This is a genomic window from Candidatus Firestonebacteria bacterium RIFOXYD2_FULL_39_29 (assembly GCA_001778375.1).
In the GTDB taxonomy this organism is placed as follows: Bacteria; Oederibacteriota; D2-FULL-39-29; order D2-FULL-39-29; family D2-FULL-39-29; genus D2-FULL-39-29.
The window spans coordinates 1-18,493 of record MFGV01000013.1; the positions used below are offsets into that span (position 1 = coordinate 1).

The window sequence follows — 18,493 nt, forward strand, 5'->3', positions numbered from 1 at the left end:
AGCGACGTTCCTCCTTATAATTTTGTTCTCGTAAAACTTATTATACAGGATACGTCGCTGTTTTACTTCATACACATCTTTTGATTATAACTCTGGAGTAAATTTAATGGAAGGCTATAAAGGAATAGAAATTAGAACTCCTTTGGAGGTAAAAGAATATGATTGATAAAGAACCGAAATCAATGAAAGAAATTCATGACATAAGAATTAAGCATTATGAGCAGAGAAAACACTTGTCCGACAAAGAAAAGATTGCATTGATAAATAATCGGGCAAAAGAAGCCATGGAAAAGTACGGTATAAAACCCAAAGAGTATTCCAAGGTTTAAGTAAATATTATAACCATATACATTTGTTGCCTCTTTATTGTCAATTTCTCCAAGAATGGCGCGCGTTCTCCTGGTCAAATGGGTAAAAGAAAAATATTTGCTTGTAGCCGACAAATCAAATAAAAATAGAATTACAAAAGGTCTGCAAAGTTTTTGTAAACATTTCATCCATACAAAAAAGCGCATACAGGTGGCTTAATATGAAAAGGGTATTTTCACTATTGCTTTTGATGGTTTTATTTGTTTCTTCCTATAAGGCAGGTGAAGAGGTGAATTTTGATGATGTTAATTTATTTTTTGCAGATAAAAGTCTGCTCAAGTTATCCGTGTTTATGGATAAACTGGGGATAAAAAATACCAAATTTGGAAATATTACTTTTTCAAGCGACGGAGAGAAGAGCTGGTATTATCAAAATTATTGCCAAAATCATTATTCGGAAGATAAAAGCCTCTTGGTTTTTGAAATGGCAGAGGTTCCTATGCGTTGGACAAAAGTGTTTGCAATTTTCGAAAAAAAAGATACAAAATATATTCTAAAAGATTATATCGTAGGCAATGGTAAATATAAATTATCAGAGATTTCTTTTTACCCGTCAAAAACCAATGTCCCGGTTTTTTCAATTACCGGTAATTGGGGCGGGACAGGAACGCAAACAAGTGTTATCACATTTTATCAATACAAAAATGGTAAAGCGAATAAAGTGCTTGATTTTACAAGTGATAAAGAGAATAATACTTCGCGAATTTCGGATAAGTACACAGAAAAAATATCATATTCAGATGCAGAAATACGAGTTGTTTATGATATTGAAATATCGTCTTTGATTGGTTTTTATGAATCCACATTTAAAGACCGGCCGTTTAGAATCCAAGTATTTAAAACAACAAGGCAAAATGTTTATAAGTGGAATCCTGCTGAACAAAAATATATATATGATACTGATTCCTCCCAGTTACCGGATAAGACAGGAAGTGGCCTGTCTCCAGATGCGGTATTTTACAAATACTTTAAAACGGAAATCAGAGAAGTTTTAAAAAACGGCGATAAATATCAGCGCGAATGGGTTGAAAAAATGTTTAAAGACATACCGAATCAGGATAGATAGATATTTTTTGGTTTCCCCTTCATTTCACAGCGCCTTCCTAGGATATTGTTTAAAGGCATCTTGACAAGTCTATCTTCCCGCGGTATACTTAAACATCATCCCAGTAAGGCGTTATGCTTTGCTGGCCCCGAACTCTATGGGTTCGGGTTTTTTAAAGGGGAATCCAAATGTCTCAAATCAGCGACCGTGCCGCAATATTAATATCAGCCAAGTTAACCGGTGGAGGGCTGTCTTAAAAATGAAAAAAATAATAATAGCAAGTTTATTACTATGTATAACCTCCAGTGCGGTTTTTCCGGAAGTTGTTAAGAAAACAACAAAGAAAAATGAAAAAGGTTTTACAAGGGAAGTTACTTATTACAACGGCGATCAGGAAATTGCAAAAGAGATAATTGACGAAAGTTGGAAGTCAACAGTAACAGGAAAAATTCCTGACGGTATTGTAAAAGAATATTATGAATCAGGGGAACTCTATATAGAGTGGAATTATAAAAATAACAAGAAAGATGGTCTATCTAAAGCATACTATAAAGATGGAAAAGTAAGCGGGGAGTGGAATTATAAAAACGGGGAGTCTAATGGTTTCTCGAAGTCATATTATGAAAATGGAACACTTAAGTATGAAAGTAGTTTCTCGGACGGAAAAAGAGACGGTTCAGATAAGGAATATTATAAGAATGGACAGCTTAAGCGGGAAGCAAATTATGCAAAGAATGAATTAGATGTTGTAAAAGCATATTTTAAAGACGGTAAAATAAGATCAATCTCAACATATAAAAACGGGAATCCTTTTAACGACAAAATATACGATAAAAATGGTGAGCTTACAATGGATTCAGATTCGGGATACTTTCCGGTTAAAGCTACAGAAAAAGAAAAAGCGGAAGGGGTAAATATTTTAAAGCAGTGGGTTAAAGAAAATACAATAACGATCAATCTTCCTGATTGGCCTACCAATGGTCCGGGATTGAAAGAAATAACTTCAGATGTAACAATTGCCGATATTAATAAAGCTATTAAAGATAAAGCAGAAGAGGAAGAAGAGGGAAAAGAGGAAAACACCTATTTGTATGATGCAAAAAACGAAAGGGTAGAATTAAAAACTATTAGTCTTGGAAAAGGGACTCCATGCTTTGCATTTCTTGTTCAGCATGGACATGTTGGCTGGGATGGGGGACTTTGGAAGATAAACGAAAACAAAAGTTTGGAATTTGTTTTAGGTTTGGGCGGGTGGCATTCAGGGGTGTTTTTCATGGATATAGATAAAGATGGTGTACAAGAAATAATCAATACCGAATTAATGCTTTCTGCCGGAGGTCTTAATTTGCGTAAATATGGAATAGATTTAGGACATGCAGGCATGACTAAGGTTTATAAATGGAAAAATAATAAATTCGAAATTATCGGCCGTATGTTCGACAATATTGACCCTAAATAGAGATTTTCCTTTCATTTTCCAACCCGTTCCTATGATATGAAAGTGACAAAATACCTCCTTTTATGCTATAATGATACGTATTTTTATATGGGAAAATTAATAAATTAACTGATAATATCATAAGAATCAGGAGGAATCATAAGTGGCTAAGAAAGTGAAAAAAGAGAAACCGGTTAAACCTGCTAAGGCGGTTAAACCCGGAACAGGGGATTATAACGCAGATAACATAACCATATTAGAAGGTCTTGAAGCGGTTAGAAGACGGCCTGCTATGTACATCGGCGGGACCAGCGTTGACGGGCTGCATCACCTTGTATATGAAGTTGTTGATAATTCGATAGACGAAGCGCTGGCGGGGCATTGCAAGAATATCTCGGTTACCATCCACAAAGACAACTCCGTTACCGTAATTGATGACGGGCGGGGAATTCCGGTCGGAATGCACAAAGAAAAGAAAAAAAGCGCGCTTGAAGTCGTTATGACGGTGCTTCATGCCGGCGGAAAATTCGATAAGGATTCATATAAGGTCTCGGGCGGTCTTCACGGGGTCGGGGTTTCCGTGGTGAACGCGTTATCGGAATGGCTGGAAGTGGAAGTTTACATAAATGGGGAAGTTTGGAGACAGGAGTACAAACGCGGTAAACCGGTAAAGGATGTGGCGAAAGTCGGAAAGACCGGAAAACGCGGTACCAAAGTAACTTTCATGGCGGACGATAAAATATTTGAAACTAAAGTTTACTCTTATGATGTTCTATCAAGCCGTCTCCGCGAGCTGGCGTTTTTAAACCGCGGGATCAATATAAAAATTAAAGACGAGAGAAGCGGAAAAGATCATGAGTTCGAATTCGCGGGCGGTATTGTTGAGTTTGTTACCACTATGAATAAAAATAAAGAACCTCTGCATCCGAAACCTATCTACATCTCGAAAGAAAAAACAGGTATTGCTATTGAGATTGCCCTGCAGTGGAACGACGGATACAGTGAAAATATTCTGACGTATGTTAATAACATTAATACACACGAGGGCGGTACGCACTTAATAGGACTGAAAACAGGACTTACCAGAGTGGGGAATGACTACGCAAAAAAGAAAGGACTCTTGAAAGCCGATTCCGAATCCCTTCTGGGCGACGATATGCGGGAAGGTTTAACTGCCGTTATCTCCGTAAAAATAGCCGAGCCGCAGTTTGAAGGTCAGACAAAGATGAAACTCGGGAACTCCGAGGTAAAAGGAATTGTTGAGTCCATTGTAAATGAAGATCTCTCCGCATTTTTTGAAGAAAATCCGAGTGCCGGAAAAAAGATTCTGGAAAAAGCATGTATCGCCTCCCAGGCCAGAGAAGCGGCAAGAAAAGCAAGAGAACTGACCAGGAGAAAAGGCGCCCTTGAAGGATGGTCTCTCCCCGGAAAGCTTGCTGACTGCTCGGAAAGAGACGCTGCAAAATGCGAGTTATATATAGTCGAAGGTGATTCCGCAGGCGGTTCCGCGAAGCAGGGCAGGAGCAGGCAATTCCAGGCTATACTTCCCCTTCGCGGTAAAATATTAAATGTTCAAAAAGCCCGTCTTGATAAGATATTCGGCAACGAAGAGATCAGGACTATTATTACCGCAATAGGCACCGGAGTAGGCGAGCAGGATTTTGATCTTGAAAAACTGCGTTACCACAAGATAGTGATCATGACCGACGCCGACGAGGATGGTTCGCACATCAGGACCCTTCTTCTTACTTTCTTCTACAGGCAGATGAGAAAACTTATCGAAAACGGGAATATCTACATAGCCCAACCGCCGCTTTACAAAATTAAAAAAGGAAAGCTGGAAAAATATTTTGTTACAGAAATAGAGATGGAAAAGTTCCTGATAGATGAGGCCTGCAGAAATACGCGCCTTACAAAGCTTAAAAACGGCAAGGAAGACATTCTCTTTAATGAGCATCGTTACAGGGAGATTCTTACTTCGCTTCTGGAGATAGAAGAGTATATCAAGTCTATCGAGAAAAAAGATATTACTGTAGCCGAGCTTCTTTCTTTTATAGGCAAAAGAAAGCTCCCTATGTTCAAAGTGCAGGTCTTCGGTGAGGTGAAATATGCCGATTCGGAATCCGAAAAAAACACTATCCTTAAATCCCTCAGGAAAAAACAGAAGGCAGACGGAAAAAAAGGGAAGACCATAGAAAAAGACGAGGAAGAAATAATAGTAAACATTTCCGAAATAGAAGAAATAGGCGTCCTTATGGAAAAAATAAAGCTTCTTGAGAAAAAAGATGTACTGCTTGACGAAGAAGAGTTTGACAAAAAGAAAAAAGAAATGAAACCCCTCTATATGATAATCGAAGGGGAAAACGAAACGATGGTGCATAGCGCTCTGGAGATATTAAAGAATGTCCGGGTTATCGCAAAGAAAGGGCTGGAAATACAGAGGTATAAAGGTCTTGGAGAAATGAACCCAGAGCAGCTCTGGAATACAACGATGAATCCGGAAACCCGCACGGTTCTGCAGGTAAAACTCGAAGACGAGGTGGAAGCCGAAAGAATATTTACAATTCTTATGGGCGACCAGGTGGAGCCGAGAAGACAGTTCATACAGGAAAATGCGCTGGAAGCGAAGAATATTGATATATGAGTAAAGTTTCCAAAGTTGATAAACATCTTAAAGCAGTCAGCGAGATCAGCAGGGCAATTACGTCAAATCTTTATCTTGAAGATATTCTCCGCCTTATCGTTACTGTCACCGCAGAGGTTATGAATTCAAAGATCTGCTCTCTCCTGCTGCTGGATGAAAATAAAAAAGAATTGGTGATCCGCGCTACTCAATCCATTTCTGATGCCTACAATAGAAAGCCGAATATTAAACTAGGGGAAGGTATTGCCGGCCGTGTCGCAATTGATAAAATACCGATGGTTATCTCGGATGTAAGAACTAACCCGAATTATCTTAACAGGGATGTTGCAAAAAAAGAAGGGCTTGTATCGCTCTTAGCTGTTCCCATGCTCGTGAAAGGAAAAATTATCGGGGTCTTTAATCTCTATACAAGCAAGCCTCATGAATTTTCCCAGAAAGAAATTGATATTTTAACGAGTGTCGCAAGCCAGGCCGCTATTGCCATTGAAAACGCGGAGTTGATGGTGAAAACTAAAATAATCGAAGAAGAGCTGGCAGAAAGAAAATTAGTGGAAAAGGCAAAATCATTGCTCATTAAAAAACTGGGGATGTCCGAAGAAGATGCCTATAAAAAGATTCAAAGAAGGAGCATGGATTCCAGAAAAAGCATGAAAGATGTAGCCGAAGCAATAATTTTAGCGTCAGATTTCTAAAAATAAAGCAAAGATTTGTTTCGTCCGCCAATTATTAGGGCGGATAGAGCTTCGAATTTGTTTTTAAGGGAGGCCTCATATGGTAATAGTTTTCAGGATTGTATTCATTTGTGTCAGTAGTTTGGTGGGATTTTTGATTGCTGACGGTTTTAACGTGCCGCAATACAAAGGAACGATTGTCGGAGTATTTTCCGGCATTGCAGTAGTTTTGTTGGATATTTTTTCCGGTAAAATATCCGTAAAAGACCTGTCTGCGCTCCTAATCGGACTGATACTAGGCCTTGTGGTTGCGGCTTTATTTGCCCATGGTTTTGCCCAGATCCCGGCTCTCCAGCAGCCCAAAAACGCTTATATTCCCTTAATTATCTATATTATCTGTATTTATTTTGGCATGGTTATGGCGCTTAAGAAAAAAGATGAGCTTCTCGGTTTCCGCTCTTTTGTCGGCGGAAAGGAAAAATCCGCGTATTCCAAGATACTTGATACCAGCGTTATCATAGACGGCAGAGTCGCGGATATCATAGAGCTCGGGTTTATGGACGGCGATATAATTATTCCCAAGTTTGTAGTGCTGGAACTCCAGATGATCGCGGATTCTCCGGATACGTTAAAAAGAAACAGGGGCCGCCGCGGGTTGGATATAGTCACAAGAATGCAAAAAGCCTCTCCATTTATCAGGATTACCGAGGAGGATTTCCCGGAGCTTCGTAATGTGGATGAGAAATTGTTAAAGCTGGCGAAAAAAACAGGAGGGAAGGTTGTAACCAATGATTTTAATTTAAATAAAGTCGCCTCTGTGGAAAAAATAAAAGTTCTGAATATTAATGACCTTTCGAACGGCTTAAAGCCGCAGGTAATTCCCGGTGAGTACATGAGAGTAAAGATAATAAAGGAAGGCAAAGAAAACAACCAGGGAATAGCCTATCTTGAAGACGGCACGATGATAGTAGTGGACGGCGCGAAGAATGCCATAAACAAAGAGATAGATGTAATGATAACCAGTGCTATTCAAACCTCCGCCGGAAGAATGATATTTGCAAAGAAAAGGGAAGACTAGAAGAGATATTGACAATTTACGAATGACGAATGACGATTTTAGGTATACGGAAAATAGCTTCCGTAATATTTAAAAAAATGAATAAGCAACAAATTGTATTTTCAAAAAATAATACCACATACAATTGTCAATCGTGAATCGTCAATTGTAAATGCTTTAGCAGGCAAGGGGAGAATGCATGACAATCTCAGTGATCATCGTCGCTGCCGGCAGCAGCAAGCGGCTGGGCGGTAAAGTGAATAAACCTTATTTAAATATTAAAGGGAAACCTGCGCTTTATTATTCTATAAAAACATTTTTATCATTGAATATGATCAAAGAGGTCCTTGTTGTCATCAGAGAAAAAGATGAAACAATGTTCAGATCATTGTTAAATAAATATATATTTTTCGGCGTAAAATATACTTATGGCGGTAAGGAGAGAAAAGATTCCGTATTAAACGGGTTAAATGCTCTCGAAAATAAAAAGGGAATTGTTCTTATTCATGATGCCGCTCGGCCGTTTGTTTCAAAAGAACTGGTAAGCCGGGTAATAAAGGCGTCAGTAAAATACCGCGCGGCGATCCCTGTAATACCCGTAAAAGACACGGTTAAATATTCTAAAAACGGAACCTTTGTTGAAAAAACACTCAACCGGAATGAACTTTTTCTTGCGCAGACTCCCCAGGGGTTTGATTTTACTCTTCTTATGAAGTCCAATTTGAAAGCTCTCCTCAAAAAAACACCGATTACGGATGATGCTATGCTCATGGAATCAGCCGGGGTTAAAACGGCGCTTGTAAAAGGCGATGAAAATAATATCAAAATTACGACTATAGAGGATCTTGCATAAAACGGAGTTAAAATGAAAGCATTGATGTCTCTGCTTCTGCTCCTTCCTATCTTATCAACCTGTCTTTCTTCCAAAGAATATATTTTTAATATTAATGAAAAAGGAACGGAGTATAAGAATTTTGTAAATATAAATAAGATCGAGAGCGGCTATTATTTAAAGAGTACCGTAAATAAGGAAGAAGAAAAAGATTCGGTTATGGAAGCAAAATTAAATAAGGATTTTGAAACTGTTGAATGGAAATTAAAGAATCCTAAGAAAAGTATTGATGTAATTGCCGTACGTGAAGGGAATATAATAATACTTACGGGAACTTTTAGCGGAAAAGAGAACAACAAAAAGGAAATATATATAGACAACCGGCCGTGGCATCAGATATTCCAGCTCGGGCTTATGAAATTCGCAATTTCGGAGACAAAAGAAAAAAGTATTGAGTTTTGGGGGCTTAGGCCTGACAACCCGGAAAGTTCCGGAGTTCTCGCGGCGTCAAAAGACAAGGTTGAGACCATAGAAGTAAACGGAAAGAAGATAGAAACTGCAAAGTTAAGAATAGGCCTTGCCGGCTGGCTTTCAATATTTTGGACCGGGGATTACTGGTTCCGGCTCTCTGACGGTCTTTATATCATGGCAAAACCAACAGGTAATGTATCCGCGGTGCTTGTTGAAGAAAAAGAGTGAAAACCTCAATTGGATACTTGATAATTTCTGATTTTGCAATATTGTGAAAGAGGATAAAAGTCAATTGTTCTGGGAATTAGACCAGTACCCTTCCTGCCTTTAAATGATATAATTACCGCAGAGAGTATATGAAAAAAGATAAAATACTTTTAATAGATGATGATGAGATATTGAAGAAGGAATTTAAAGAATGCTTTTCCGAATATGAGTTTTTAGATGCTAAAAACGGAGAGCAGGCTTTAAATATTATTTCTAAACCGAACGAAATAGACCTGGTAATTCTTGACGTAAAAATGCCGGGGATAAACGGGCTTGAGGTCTTAAGGAAAATAAAGAAAAACGCTCCTGAAGTTCCTGTGATAATATTTACGGGATATGCTTCAAAGGAAGTAGTTCTTGAGTCGCTGAGAAATAGTGCCGACAACCTTATTGAAAAGCCGTTTGATATAGAAAAGTCCAGAGATGTTATAGAAACGCTTCTTGCTAAGATAAAAAAAGAGCCGGAAGATGAGTCGCTGGATACCAAAGGTAAGATAAACAAGGCAAAAAAGTTTCTTGAAAAAAACTTCAGAAAGAAGACCGATCTTAAAGATGCGGCAAAAGTAGTAGCCCTGACCGCAAAATATTTAAGTATGGAGTACAAGAAGATAACAGGCGTGGGTTTTAGCGAACACAGGCAGCAGTTGAGGATTGATGAGGCAAAAGAAATGCTTAAAAACACGGGTTACAGCGTTGATCAGATATCTTACAAAGTAGGATATGAGAATTGTGAATCATTGATACGACCGTTTAAGAAAAGTACCGGCACCACCCCGGCTGAATACCGTAAAAGCAAAAATAAAGGCAAAAAAAAGAAACGCTAGTTTTAATAAATTTCAATTGAAAACATATCTTGTATCAGTGGAATCCGATAGTTTTGTAATCAGTGAAATCGCTTTTCACCGGGGGCTCATGCAATAATACTCAGTATTGGATGCAGCGGGAAAAAGTAGAACAAAGATCGTAAGTTTTCCAATATAGAGGAGCGCCGGGTGAAAAAATATATTTTGATCGCGGACGATGATGTAGAATTAAATGAAGGGCTTGCAGAACTTCTTAAAGGTGAAGGTTACCTGGTTTGTTCGGTTAGCAACGGGGAAGAAGCAGTAAAGGAAGCAGGCAAGCAGCATTTTGATCTTATAGTTCTTGACTATAAAATGGAAAAAATGAACGGCAGAGAGACATTAATAGAATTAAAAAAAATTGCCCCTGAAGTAAAAGTAATATTCATAAGCGGTAACCCCTTTATTGAAAAAATAAAAGAAGAAAAAGAATTTTCCGGAAATATTATTTGCGCCCTGAGTAAGCCTTTTAGCATAGAAAAGTTCATAGCTTCCGTATCCGAAGCCTGCAAATAGGTCAATCCTTTAATCGGATAAAAATCAACTCAAACAGGCATAACCTCCTTAATAAAATAATGAATATTTGTAATAATAATACATAATTTAAAACAGGAGGATAATATGATAATAAAAAAAGCAGGTAAGCCGGTTTTGGTAAAAAATTCAATAAAGAAGCCGGAGATGCAGAAAGACGGAATAAATGAAGAAATAAGAAGGAAGGCGTATTATAAGTTTGAGAACAGCGGAAGGATCAATGGAAATGACCGGCTTCATTGGTATGAAGCGGAAATTGAAGTAGCAGGAAATAAGTAGGAAAAAATATTCTTTTCCTGTCGGCGAAATATTGTAAAATATATTCAAGTATTAATATTTCTGTTTTTGGTTGCTGAACAGACAGGAGATGGTTTTTAAAGGATAAATATGCCTAAAAAAGTGATGATAGTAGATGACGATACAAGTTTTCTTGAAGAACTCGTTGAGATGATAAAAATGAGCGGTTACGATGTTATCTCTTCTGACAACAGCGCAGATGTCGTAAAGATCGTCAGAAAAGAAAAGCCCGATGTAATTCTCATGGATTTAAAAATGGACGGTCTAAACGGTTTTCAACTTGTCATGATGCTTAAACATTATAAAGATATAAGTAATATTCCTGTAATAATAATGACGGGACACTATAATGACGAAGTGGATGTTTGGCTGGAGAATTCTTTTGGCGTGCATAGGTTCATAAAAAAGCCTTTTAACCCGCTGGATGTAATATCGAGGATAGAAGAAACAGTAGCAGCAAAAATATAACGGAGAAATAATCATGATAAAGTCAAATTGTTACACCGGGATAATTACGGTATTCATTTTTTGTATTATGCTCTTGTCTGCCTGCGCGCCAAGGAGCGGTTATTCCACTGAAATGCAGGTGAAAATAAGGGAAATGGAAGATAAATTAAAAAAATATTTGGACAACGAAAAAATAGTCAAAGAAAATCTAAAAACTTTTGATACTTTTGATTTTGTCGTTTTCAGCAATCAGGAATGGGTCAGGCTTCACGAGAGTCATTCAAAAGATGTGATAGTAAATTGGCCCACCGGTCATCATACAAACGGCATCGAAAGACACATAAGCGACCTAAAGGAAATGTTTGTTTATTCTCCCGATACTAAAATAAAAGTGCACCCGGTAAAATTCGGCTCCGGCGAATTTACCTGCGTTACCGGTGTTATGACGGGCGCGTTTACCAAGCCTTTGCCTGTAGGAAACGGTAAATTCATTGAACCTACCGGTAAAAAGTTTTCTATTTCAATGTGCACCATCGGGCATTGGAAAAATGGTGTAATGATAGAAGAGTGGCTGTATTGGGATAGCGCGAGCTATATGCAGCAGATTGGACTGGCGAAATAGACTTTAAATATATTACAGCTGCAGGGATTGCTCTCCGGGTTGTTGTTTTTAAACAAAGAGCCAAAAATATTACCTTTCAAAAACTACAAGATTCTTTCACTTACTGTCTTTGCTTCTCCTGCTATTACCTGCTCCCCGGTGTTGTTTAACTTACTATATTATATGGAAGTTAAGAAATCTGCGCATATGTGAATGCAAAATCAAAAGTTTTTAAAAGGGGAAAAAGTCAATTTAGCAGGTAATCAGCCTCTACTATGTCCGACCGGTTAAGTATATAGTTACTAAAGAATCTAGTTTCAAAGGAGAAATATTATGAAGAATAAATGTTTTGACAGATCCAAAAGTAAAAGGAGAAGTATGAGAAAAAATGTGTTGGTTGTGGGGGCAATATTGGCGGTAGGTCTTTTAAGCGTAGTTTTTTCGGAAGAGCAGCCAAAAAATGCGGACAAGATAATAATAAAATACGGATTGGATAATAATGGTTTTCAAAATTATCCGTCTACTCTTTCGGTTTCCGCCTTTCCTCTTGTTGGCGCGCAATCTCTAGGCGTTGATCTCGGTTCTTCCGTTCTGCTTGAAATACAACATCCCCTTTCTGATAAGTTAAGCGTAGGGCTTGGAGCTACATATAATATGAACAGGACCCTTCATAACACAACTGCTGAATTTAGTTTTTTACCGGTATATGCCACGGTATCTCTTTTTCCGATCGGAAGTATTGTAGGTCTTGCTCCCTATGCAAAAGTAGACTTAGGATACAATGTTTCTTATACAGGAAATGCTCAATATTTAGCGCCCGCGCCTTTTGTGACTACTTTAACGGGAGGGATGTATTGGGGTATAGGAGCCGGAGTAAAATTAGTTAATACAATATTTGCGGATATTATGTTTACCTCTTATTCGGGCACATATAAAGTTGCGCTTAATCCGCTTTCAACCGACGTGGCTATTTTATACACAAAAGTAAGCGTGAATGTAGGAATAGGTTTCGACCTGTAAAAGTGCCGGCGGCCTATCATGTAAAAAGGATAGACCGCCGATGTAATATGAAATTAAAAAGGAAAATATATGAAAAAAATTCTATTCTTTTTTTCGGCGCTATCGGTCTTGATCCTTTTTTCGGGATGTTTAACCGGCTATCACACCGTGGTTGTAGTTTCTGATTATGATGAAAGGTTCTGGCTTGAGGATCACTGGGTTTACAGGTTTTCTTATGGAGACCAGTTTGTTTACCGGCGCTGGTATAACGACAGATGGGAAGATGAAAGACGGGAAAGTTCCTTTTGGGGGAAAATAAAATGGGAGAGAGCGTCCCATAATGACAGAGATGACGGTCGAAGGTTCGAAAATGAACAGAACCGTGAAGAAAAAAAAGAGAAAAACTTAGGAATAAAACAGGAAAACAAGCATAAAGGCGGACACAAGTAAAGTTGTTTTTTGATTGCAGCCTGGCTGCAAGAGAAGAACAGGAGGCAGTATGGGGATCAAAAGTAAAGAACATGAAATAAAAGATGCTCGGAAAATAGAAAAGCTAAAATCACGGGTAGATGAACTCCGGGAAGTGATAAGAAAAGGCGCGGCGCATCTCTGGACTGACATCAGGAATAAATATAGTAAAGCGGTTTCGTTATTCAAAAAGAAATGAAAGAGATCCTTTAAGTTGAAGTATTAAAAATGCGGGAAAGAACTAAAAAGGAGGATTGAAATGTTGACAACAACTGTAGTTATACTCCTGGTTCTCTGGGTGCTGGAAAGGAGGCTTTAAATGCTGGAAACAGTTGCCATTGTTCTTTTAATTCTCTGGGTTCTCGGATATGTAAGCAATTATACGTTGGGAGGATTTGTACATATTCTGCTTGTGATAGCAGTTATAGTTATTTTAGTAAGAATAATTAAATGGAAGAAAATATAGGAAAAGCAGCAAGGGAAGCAGGGGAAGAAAAAAAGCAAGAAAAGCAAGGGAAGGGGAGTTGAGGAAAGTCTAAATATCAGACAGTTATACTTTCTGAAATCTTTTAATCCGCCTCAGGAGGACACCTGGGCGGAAACAGAAAGTGAAGTGCAAAACCTGGTGAAGAGAAGAAAGAAAAGAATTTTGTATCAGTGAAATCCTAAAATTTTGCAATCAGTGGAATCTTTTTTAAAAAGGAGAAATAAAATGAAAAAAGTATTTTTTTTGGCGGTATTTTTTGTATGCGCGCTTCAAATGAATATGTTTGGACAAACACAGATGGGTAACAGGAATTTTGGTCTGGGATTGGAGTTTGGAGATTATCCGGGCGTTATAGCAAAACTTTGGCTGGCCGATAATAACGCGCTCAGCGCCGGGATAGGTTTTGGATCTTTTACCAGAGTGCATCTGGATTATTTGTGGCATGATTTTAATGTTTTTAAAGTGAGCGAAGGAAGATTGCCGCTTTATTACGGTTTTGGCGGAATAATAAATACCTACCAGAATGCGAACGCTAATTTTGGAATCAGGGGTACTTTCGGATTGTCCTATATTTTCAAGGAAAATAATTTTGATGTTTTCTTTGAACTGTCTCCAATTTTAAGATTTAACCCGGATAGCGGATTATTTCTTTCCGGCTCTGTAGGCGTCAGATATTTTTTCTTGTAGAAAAAGTTAAATTGTTTCATAGAAAAGGAGAGAATATGCTTTACTGGGCTTTATTTTTCCTCGCAATCGCGCTTGTATCGGCGGTATTTGGCTTTACGACTATAGCAGGAGCTGCCTTTATGGCGGCAAAAATACTGTTTTTTATTTTCATTATCCTGTTTGTGGTTTTTATTTTTTTCGGTTTTAAATAGTTTTGGAGGGTGAAAAAATGAAGAAGAAATTGGTGTTGTTATGGCTAGCTACTATTCTTTTAAGAACATCCCGCTGACGGGAAAAAGGGATAAAAGTCAATTTAAACAGTAAGAGGCCCCTACATTGTCTCGGCGCATAAGTATATAGTTAATTAGAGAATTCAATTTAGTAGGAGGAATTTATGAAGAGGAAAGGTATGAATGCTAGATGGAATAAAAGGGGGCATATGAAATCTGTTTCAAAGTTCATCTGCCTGATTCTGTTGACGAATCTGATAGTATGTTTCACTGGAATAAGTTTCCTTACGGCGGGAGTAAGTATCCCATCAAAGGCCGCAGCTCTGAAAGAATCAGGGCAGGATAAGAAAATGGAAGCGGGAAAAAAGTCCAAGGCGGAAGAAGCCTATGGTAAGCTACCGTTGTGTTTTGAATCTAACCATGGGCAAACCGATGCGTCAGTAAAATTTCTCGCTAGGGGCAAAGGGTATACCCTGTTTTTAACTTCTACAGAAGCTGTGCTGGCGTTAAAAACGGCGGCAGGTTCAAAAGCAGAAGGACTTGATGTAGTGCGAATGAAACTTAAAGATGCCAATATCGATCCGGTGTTTCAAGGGATGGATCTCCTGTCAAGTCAAAGCAGCTATATGACCGGTAATGATCCGAAGAAATGGCAAACCAAAATCGAACAGTATTCCAAAGTGGAGATAAAGCAGATCTATCCGGGAATAAATATGGTCTATTACGGGAATAACGGGCAGTTAGAATATGATTTTGTAGTAGCGCCGGGAGCAAATCCCGGACTTATTAAAATGATCTTTAAGGGAGCCAAAAATCTCGAGCTGGATCAAAAGGGAAATTTGGTCCTAAATTTACAAGAGGGCAGGCTGGCTTTTAATGCACCGACACTCTACCAAAAGACAGGCAGTAAAAGAGATATTGTTGCCGGGCGTTTTGTTCTGTCAGGCAATGAACAAGTCAGTTTTGAAGTGGCCGCGTATGATAAGAAAAAAGAACTGGTGATCGATCCGACTCTCGCGTACTCGACTTATCTGGGTACGACCGTTGCAGACAGGGTGAACTCCATGTATGTGGACACTCTGGGCAATGTGTATTTAACCGGAGAAACGGCCGGTACCGGTTTTCCCGGAACTGCCGGGCATTATCAAAACTTTAATAAAGGCGGGGCTTATGATGCCTTTGTGTTAAAAATTAATCCGGCCGGAGCTGTTGAGTGGGGCACCTATTTAGGCGGCGGCGGAGTGGATGTTGGCAGATCCATTACAGTAAGCGGAACCGGGATTATTTATATCTGCGGCGCTACGACTTCAGCGGGCGCGGCGTTTCCTACTACAGTCATCCCGAGTGCTGCGTCTTACCAGGCTGTTAATAACGGCGGTACAGACGCGTTTCTTACGGCTATTGCAGCGAGCGGAAATTCTCTTGTGTACTCGATGTTTATAGGCGGGGCAGGTGAAGAGTTTGCTTTTGGCGTCGCGGTAGACAGCACAAATAATGCGTATGTGACCGGAGGAACAACCTCTAATAATACGACACTTCCGGTAACGGGCGGTTTTCAAGGAGATAACGCCGCCGGAGTTGGTGATACGCACGAAAATGCCTTTGTGGCGAAATTCAACTCCGCAGGTACAGTACAGTTCTTTACCTATCTCGGAGGAACTACAATTGGAGGAGGCGGTACGGGAGAAGCGTTTGATCCCAGCCTCGGCGGAACACACGGCAATGCAATTGCTTTAGACAGTAGCAATAATATCTACGTGACCGGCAAAACAGTAGCCGGTTTTCCTATATATCCTTTAGGCACAGAGTTTCCGTATGTGGGAATAGCATATAAGACGACAATCAGCGGAGCTCCGGATGCATTTGTATCTAAGATCAGCACAAACGGTGCCACTTTGCTCTATTCCACATATTTGGGCGGCAGCGGAATGGCGATGGGATTTGCAATAAAGGTAGACAGCGTCGGCAATGTATATGTTGCAGGCGATAATGATTCCGATAATTTTCCTGAAGTGACCATAGATATGCCTAAGGTCGGACAAACGACTATAGCGGGCGGTCCCTTTGATTGCTTTATCATGAAGATGAAGTTAGATGCCGCCGGATCTTTGGACGGCGTGTATTGCACCTTTTTAGGCGGAAAAGCCTGGGATCATGTAAATGCGCTTGCGGTGGATTCTTTCGGTAATGCGTATGTGACCGGCAGAACAGCGTCTGATGATTTCGTCTCTATCTCTCCTGCGTCAATTAATACACCCTTAGACAGTGTGTATGGCGCGGTGGCAAAAGCTTTTGTGACAGTAATTGGTCCTGATGGCAGTACCCGTATTTTAAATAGTTATATAGGAGGAGTCTCGGATCAGGAAGGAAGAGGGATTGGACTGGATGCCGAAAATAATATTTATGTTTCGGGCTGGACTACTTCCACCGACTTTCCTACTGCTATTCCTTTTTACGAAGCAAATAAAGGAACATATGACGGCTTTGTTATGAAGATCTCAGCCACCTCACCCGCTACTTTAGCGGCACCGGCAATCACCGGTATAAATCCAAATGTCGGGCCCATTGCCGGAAACACAACAGTTACCATTACCGGCTCCGGTTTTTCCAATGTAGCTTTCGCGACCGGCGTTAAGTTCGGCAGCGTGAACGCTGCGAGTTATGTAGTAATTTCTGATACGAAGATTACGGCGAAGACGCCTGCGCATGCTGCGGGAATAGTGGATGTTGTGACTACGAATACGGTAGGGTCATCTCCGGCTGTGACGGCAGATCGCTTTACATTCTTTGTCACGCCTGCGATAAGCTCCAGCGGCGACTTTGAACCTTTTATATTTCCATCGCCGGTTACCGGGAGCACTGCCGGAATTGCCTATTACATGACAGGCTCCGGAACAGTAAAAATCAAGATTTACAATGAGGTCGGGAATATGGTGTCCTCGCTGGAAGAAATCAAATCGCTGGGCTCACAGGGTTCCACCCTCAATGTCAGCAATCTTGCGCCCGGGATCTATTTTCACATAGTGAGCATGACCTATGATGATGGAGGTATAAAAAAATACTCTAAACGTAAATTTGCGGTTACACGCTGATAGTTTAATAAAATAAAAAATTGGAGGTTAAATATATGAAGATTGAAAATGTTAAGCGGATAGGAATGGGAATTTTGTCCGTTATTTTGCTAAGCAGTCTGTCCCGGGCTGCGGAAAGTAGTCTGGCTATGCCCTCGACTCAAGAGGGCGGTACGGCCCGCGCCATGTCCATGGGGTCTGCAGTTGTAGGGCTGCCTCAGGGGTCGGCATCCTTGTTTTGGAATCCGGCAGCGCTGGCAACTTTAAATGACATGGAGCTGGGACTGCACCACAACAGCGGCCTTGGTGAATCCACACAGGAGACTGTTGTTTTTGGTTTGCCTATGGTTTTACTGGGCGGCTTCGCAGCTTCCTTGAATTATGTGGATAACGGAATCTTTGAAGGAAGAGACAGTATCGGAAATCCGACCGGTAATTATACTGCCGGAAGCTTGGGAATAAACCTGGGCTGGGGCAAACAATGGTTGCCCCGTTTTTCTGCCGGAGCAGTGGTAAAGTATAATCAGCAAACTCTGGGCAGCCAGACATATTCCGCTTTTGCGGTGGATCTGGGGCTTTTATGGAACCCGTTTAACCATTTAAATCTGGGCCTGACTTATAGCAATCTGGGCACTGTGGTGGCAGGCAGTCTTCTGGATTCCGTCTGGCGAGTGGGGGCTTCCTATGACGTGGACAAGAATCTTCTTGTGGCCGTTTCTACCGATCTGAAACTCGGCGGGTTTAACCGCCTGCAGATGGGCGCCGAATATTATATTATTCCTGACGTGGCAGTTAGAGCCGGATATATTCATAACTTTACAGAGTATAAGCTTGACGGCTTAACCGGGTTGACCGCGGGTCTAGGTGTCGGAATAGTCAAGAACATGGTTTTTGATTATGCTTTCGTTCCTTATGGAGATCTGGGGAACTCTCACCGCTTAAGCATAACCTATAAATTTGCGGATGCGGTAAAAACTGAACCTGTTCAGTCAACAACGAAGGAGAAGTAATATGTTTAGATCTAATTACGAATGTAAACAATTAACTAAGGAGGTTA

The 18,493-nt window shown here is 40.0% G+C and carries 18 protein-coding genes; all 18 read left to right on the forward strand.

Features of this window, described 5'->3' with window-relative positions:
- Positions 1 to 529: 529 nt before the first annotated feature.
- The 18 genes from A2536_00170 (at position 530) to A2536_00255 (ending at position 18,446) form a co-directional block, all read left to right on the forward strand.
- Positions 530 to 1,435, forward strand: coding sequence for a hypothetical protein (locus tag A2536_00170; protein ID OGF47855.1), 906 nt, complete (start codon positions 530 to 532; stop codon positions 1,433 to 1,435).
- A gap of 238 nt (positions 1,436 to 1,673) precedes the next feature.
- The gene (locus A2536_00175; GenBank protein ID OGF47856.1) at positions 1,674 to 2,873 is read left to right on the forward strand and encodes a hypothetical protein; all 1,200 of its coding nucleotides are present in this window, start codon (positions 1,674 to 1,676) and stop codon (positions 2,871 to 2,873) included.
- A gap of 154 nt (positions 2,874 to 3,027) precedes the next feature.
- Positions 3,028 to 5,496: a DNA gyrase subunit B gene (locus tag A2536_00180; protein OGF47891.1), complete on the forward strand. Its 2,469-nt coding sequence runs from the start codon at positions 3,028 to 3,030 to the stop codon at positions 5,494 to 5,496.
- The gene (locus A2536_00185) at positions 5,493 to 6,188 is read left to right on the forward strand and encodes a histidine kinase (GenBank protein OGF47857.1); all 696 of its coding nucleotides are present in this window, start codon (positions 5,493 to 5,495) and stop codon (positions 6,186 to 6,188) included. The genes A2536_00180 and A2536_00185 overlap by 4 nt, the downstream gene beginning before the upstream one ends.
- 79 nt (positions 6,189 to 6,267) lie before the next feature.
- Positions 6,268 to 7,245 (forward strand): hypothetical protein, encoded by a 978-nt coding sequence (locus A2536_00190; protein ID OGF47858.1) that lies wholly within the window; start codon positions 6,268 to 6,270, stop codon positions 7,243 to 7,245.
- Between the two features lie 178 nt (positions 7,246 to 7,423).
- Positions 7,424 to 8,077, forward strand: coding sequence for a 2-C-methyl-D-erythritol 4-phosphate cytidylyltransferase (locus tag A2536_00195; protein ID OGF47859.1), 654 nt, complete (start codon positions 7,424 to 7,426; stop codon positions 8,075 to 8,077).
- A gap of 12 nt (positions 8,078 to 8,089) precedes the next feature.
- On the forward strand, positions 8,090 to 8,755 hold the full coding sequence (locus A2536_00200) for a hypothetical protein (protein OGF47860.1): 666 nt from the start codon (positions 8,090 to 8,092) through the stop codon (positions 8,753 to 8,755).
- A 128-nt stretch (positions 8,756 to 8,883) separates the two neighbouring features.
- Positions 8,884 to 9,618 (forward strand): hypothetical protein, encoded by a 735-nt coding sequence (locus A2536_00205; protein ID OGF47861.1) that lies wholly within the window; start codon positions 8,884 to 8,886, stop codon positions 9,616 to 9,618.
- A gap of 168 nt (positions 9,619 to 9,786) precedes the next feature.
- Complete coding sequence (locus A2536_00210; GenBank protein ID OGF47862.1) at positions 9,787 to 10,152, forward strand: hypothetical protein; 366 nt, start codon at positions 9,787 to 9,789, stop codon at positions 10,150 to 10,152.
- Positions 10,153 to 10,257: 105 nt separating this feature from the next.
- Positions 10,258 to 10,449, forward strand: coding sequence for a hypothetical protein (locus A2536_00215; GenBank protein OGF47863.1), 192 nt, complete (start codon positions 10,258 to 10,260; stop codon positions 10,447 to 10,449).
- 108 nt (positions 10,450 to 10,557) lie between these two features.
- Entirely contained in the window at positions 10,558 to 10,935 is a 378-nt protein-coding gene (locus A2536_00220) for a hypothetical protein (GenBank protein ID OGF47864.1), read from the forward strand.
- 13 nt (positions 10,936 to 10,948) lie between these two features.
- Positions 10,949 to 11,536: a polyketide cyclase gene (locus tag A2536_00225; protein OGF47865.1), complete on the forward strand. Its 588-nt coding sequence runs from the start codon at positions 10,949 to 10,951 to the stop codon at positions 11,534 to 11,536.
- 312 nt (positions 11,537 to 11,848) lie between these two features.
- Positions 11,849 to 12,535, forward strand: coding sequence for a hypothetical protein (locus A2536_00230; GenBank protein ID OGF47866.1), 687 nt, complete (start codon positions 11,849 to 11,851; stop codon positions 12,533 to 12,535).
- Between the two features lie 69 nt (positions 12,536 to 12,604).
- Positions 12,605 to 12,964, forward strand: coding sequence for a hypothetical protein (locus A2536_00235; GenBank protein ID OGF47867.1), 360 nt, complete (start codon positions 12,605 to 12,607; stop codon positions 12,962 to 12,964).
- A gap of 730 nt (positions 12,965 to 13,694) precedes the next feature.
- Complete coding sequence (locus A2536_00240) at positions 13,695 to 14,156, forward strand: hypothetical protein (protein OGF47868.1); 462 nt, start codon at positions 13,695 to 13,697, stop codon at positions 14,154 to 14,156.
- 35 nt (positions 14,157 to 14,191) lie between these two features.
- On the forward strand, positions 14,192 to 14,347 hold the full coding sequence (locus tag A2536_00245) for a DUF1328 domain-containing protein (GenBank protein OGF47869.1): 156 nt from the start codon (positions 14,192 to 14,194) through the stop codon (positions 14,345 to 14,347).
- A gap of 182 nt (positions 14,348 to 14,529) precedes the next feature.
- The gene (locus A2536_00250) at positions 14,530 to 17,457 is read left to right on the forward strand and encodes a hypothetical protein (GenBank protein ID OGF47870.1); all 2,928 of its coding nucleotides are present in this window, start codon (positions 14,530 to 14,532) and stop codon (positions 17,455 to 17,457) included.
- 35 nt (positions 17,458 to 17,492) lie between these two features.
- On the forward strand, positions 17,493 to 18,446 hold the full coding sequence (locus tag A2536_00255; protein ID OGF47871.1) for a hypothetical protein: 954 nt from the start codon (positions 17,493 to 17,495) through the stop codon (positions 18,444 to 18,446).
- Positions 18,447 to 18,493 lie beyond the last annotated feature (47 nt).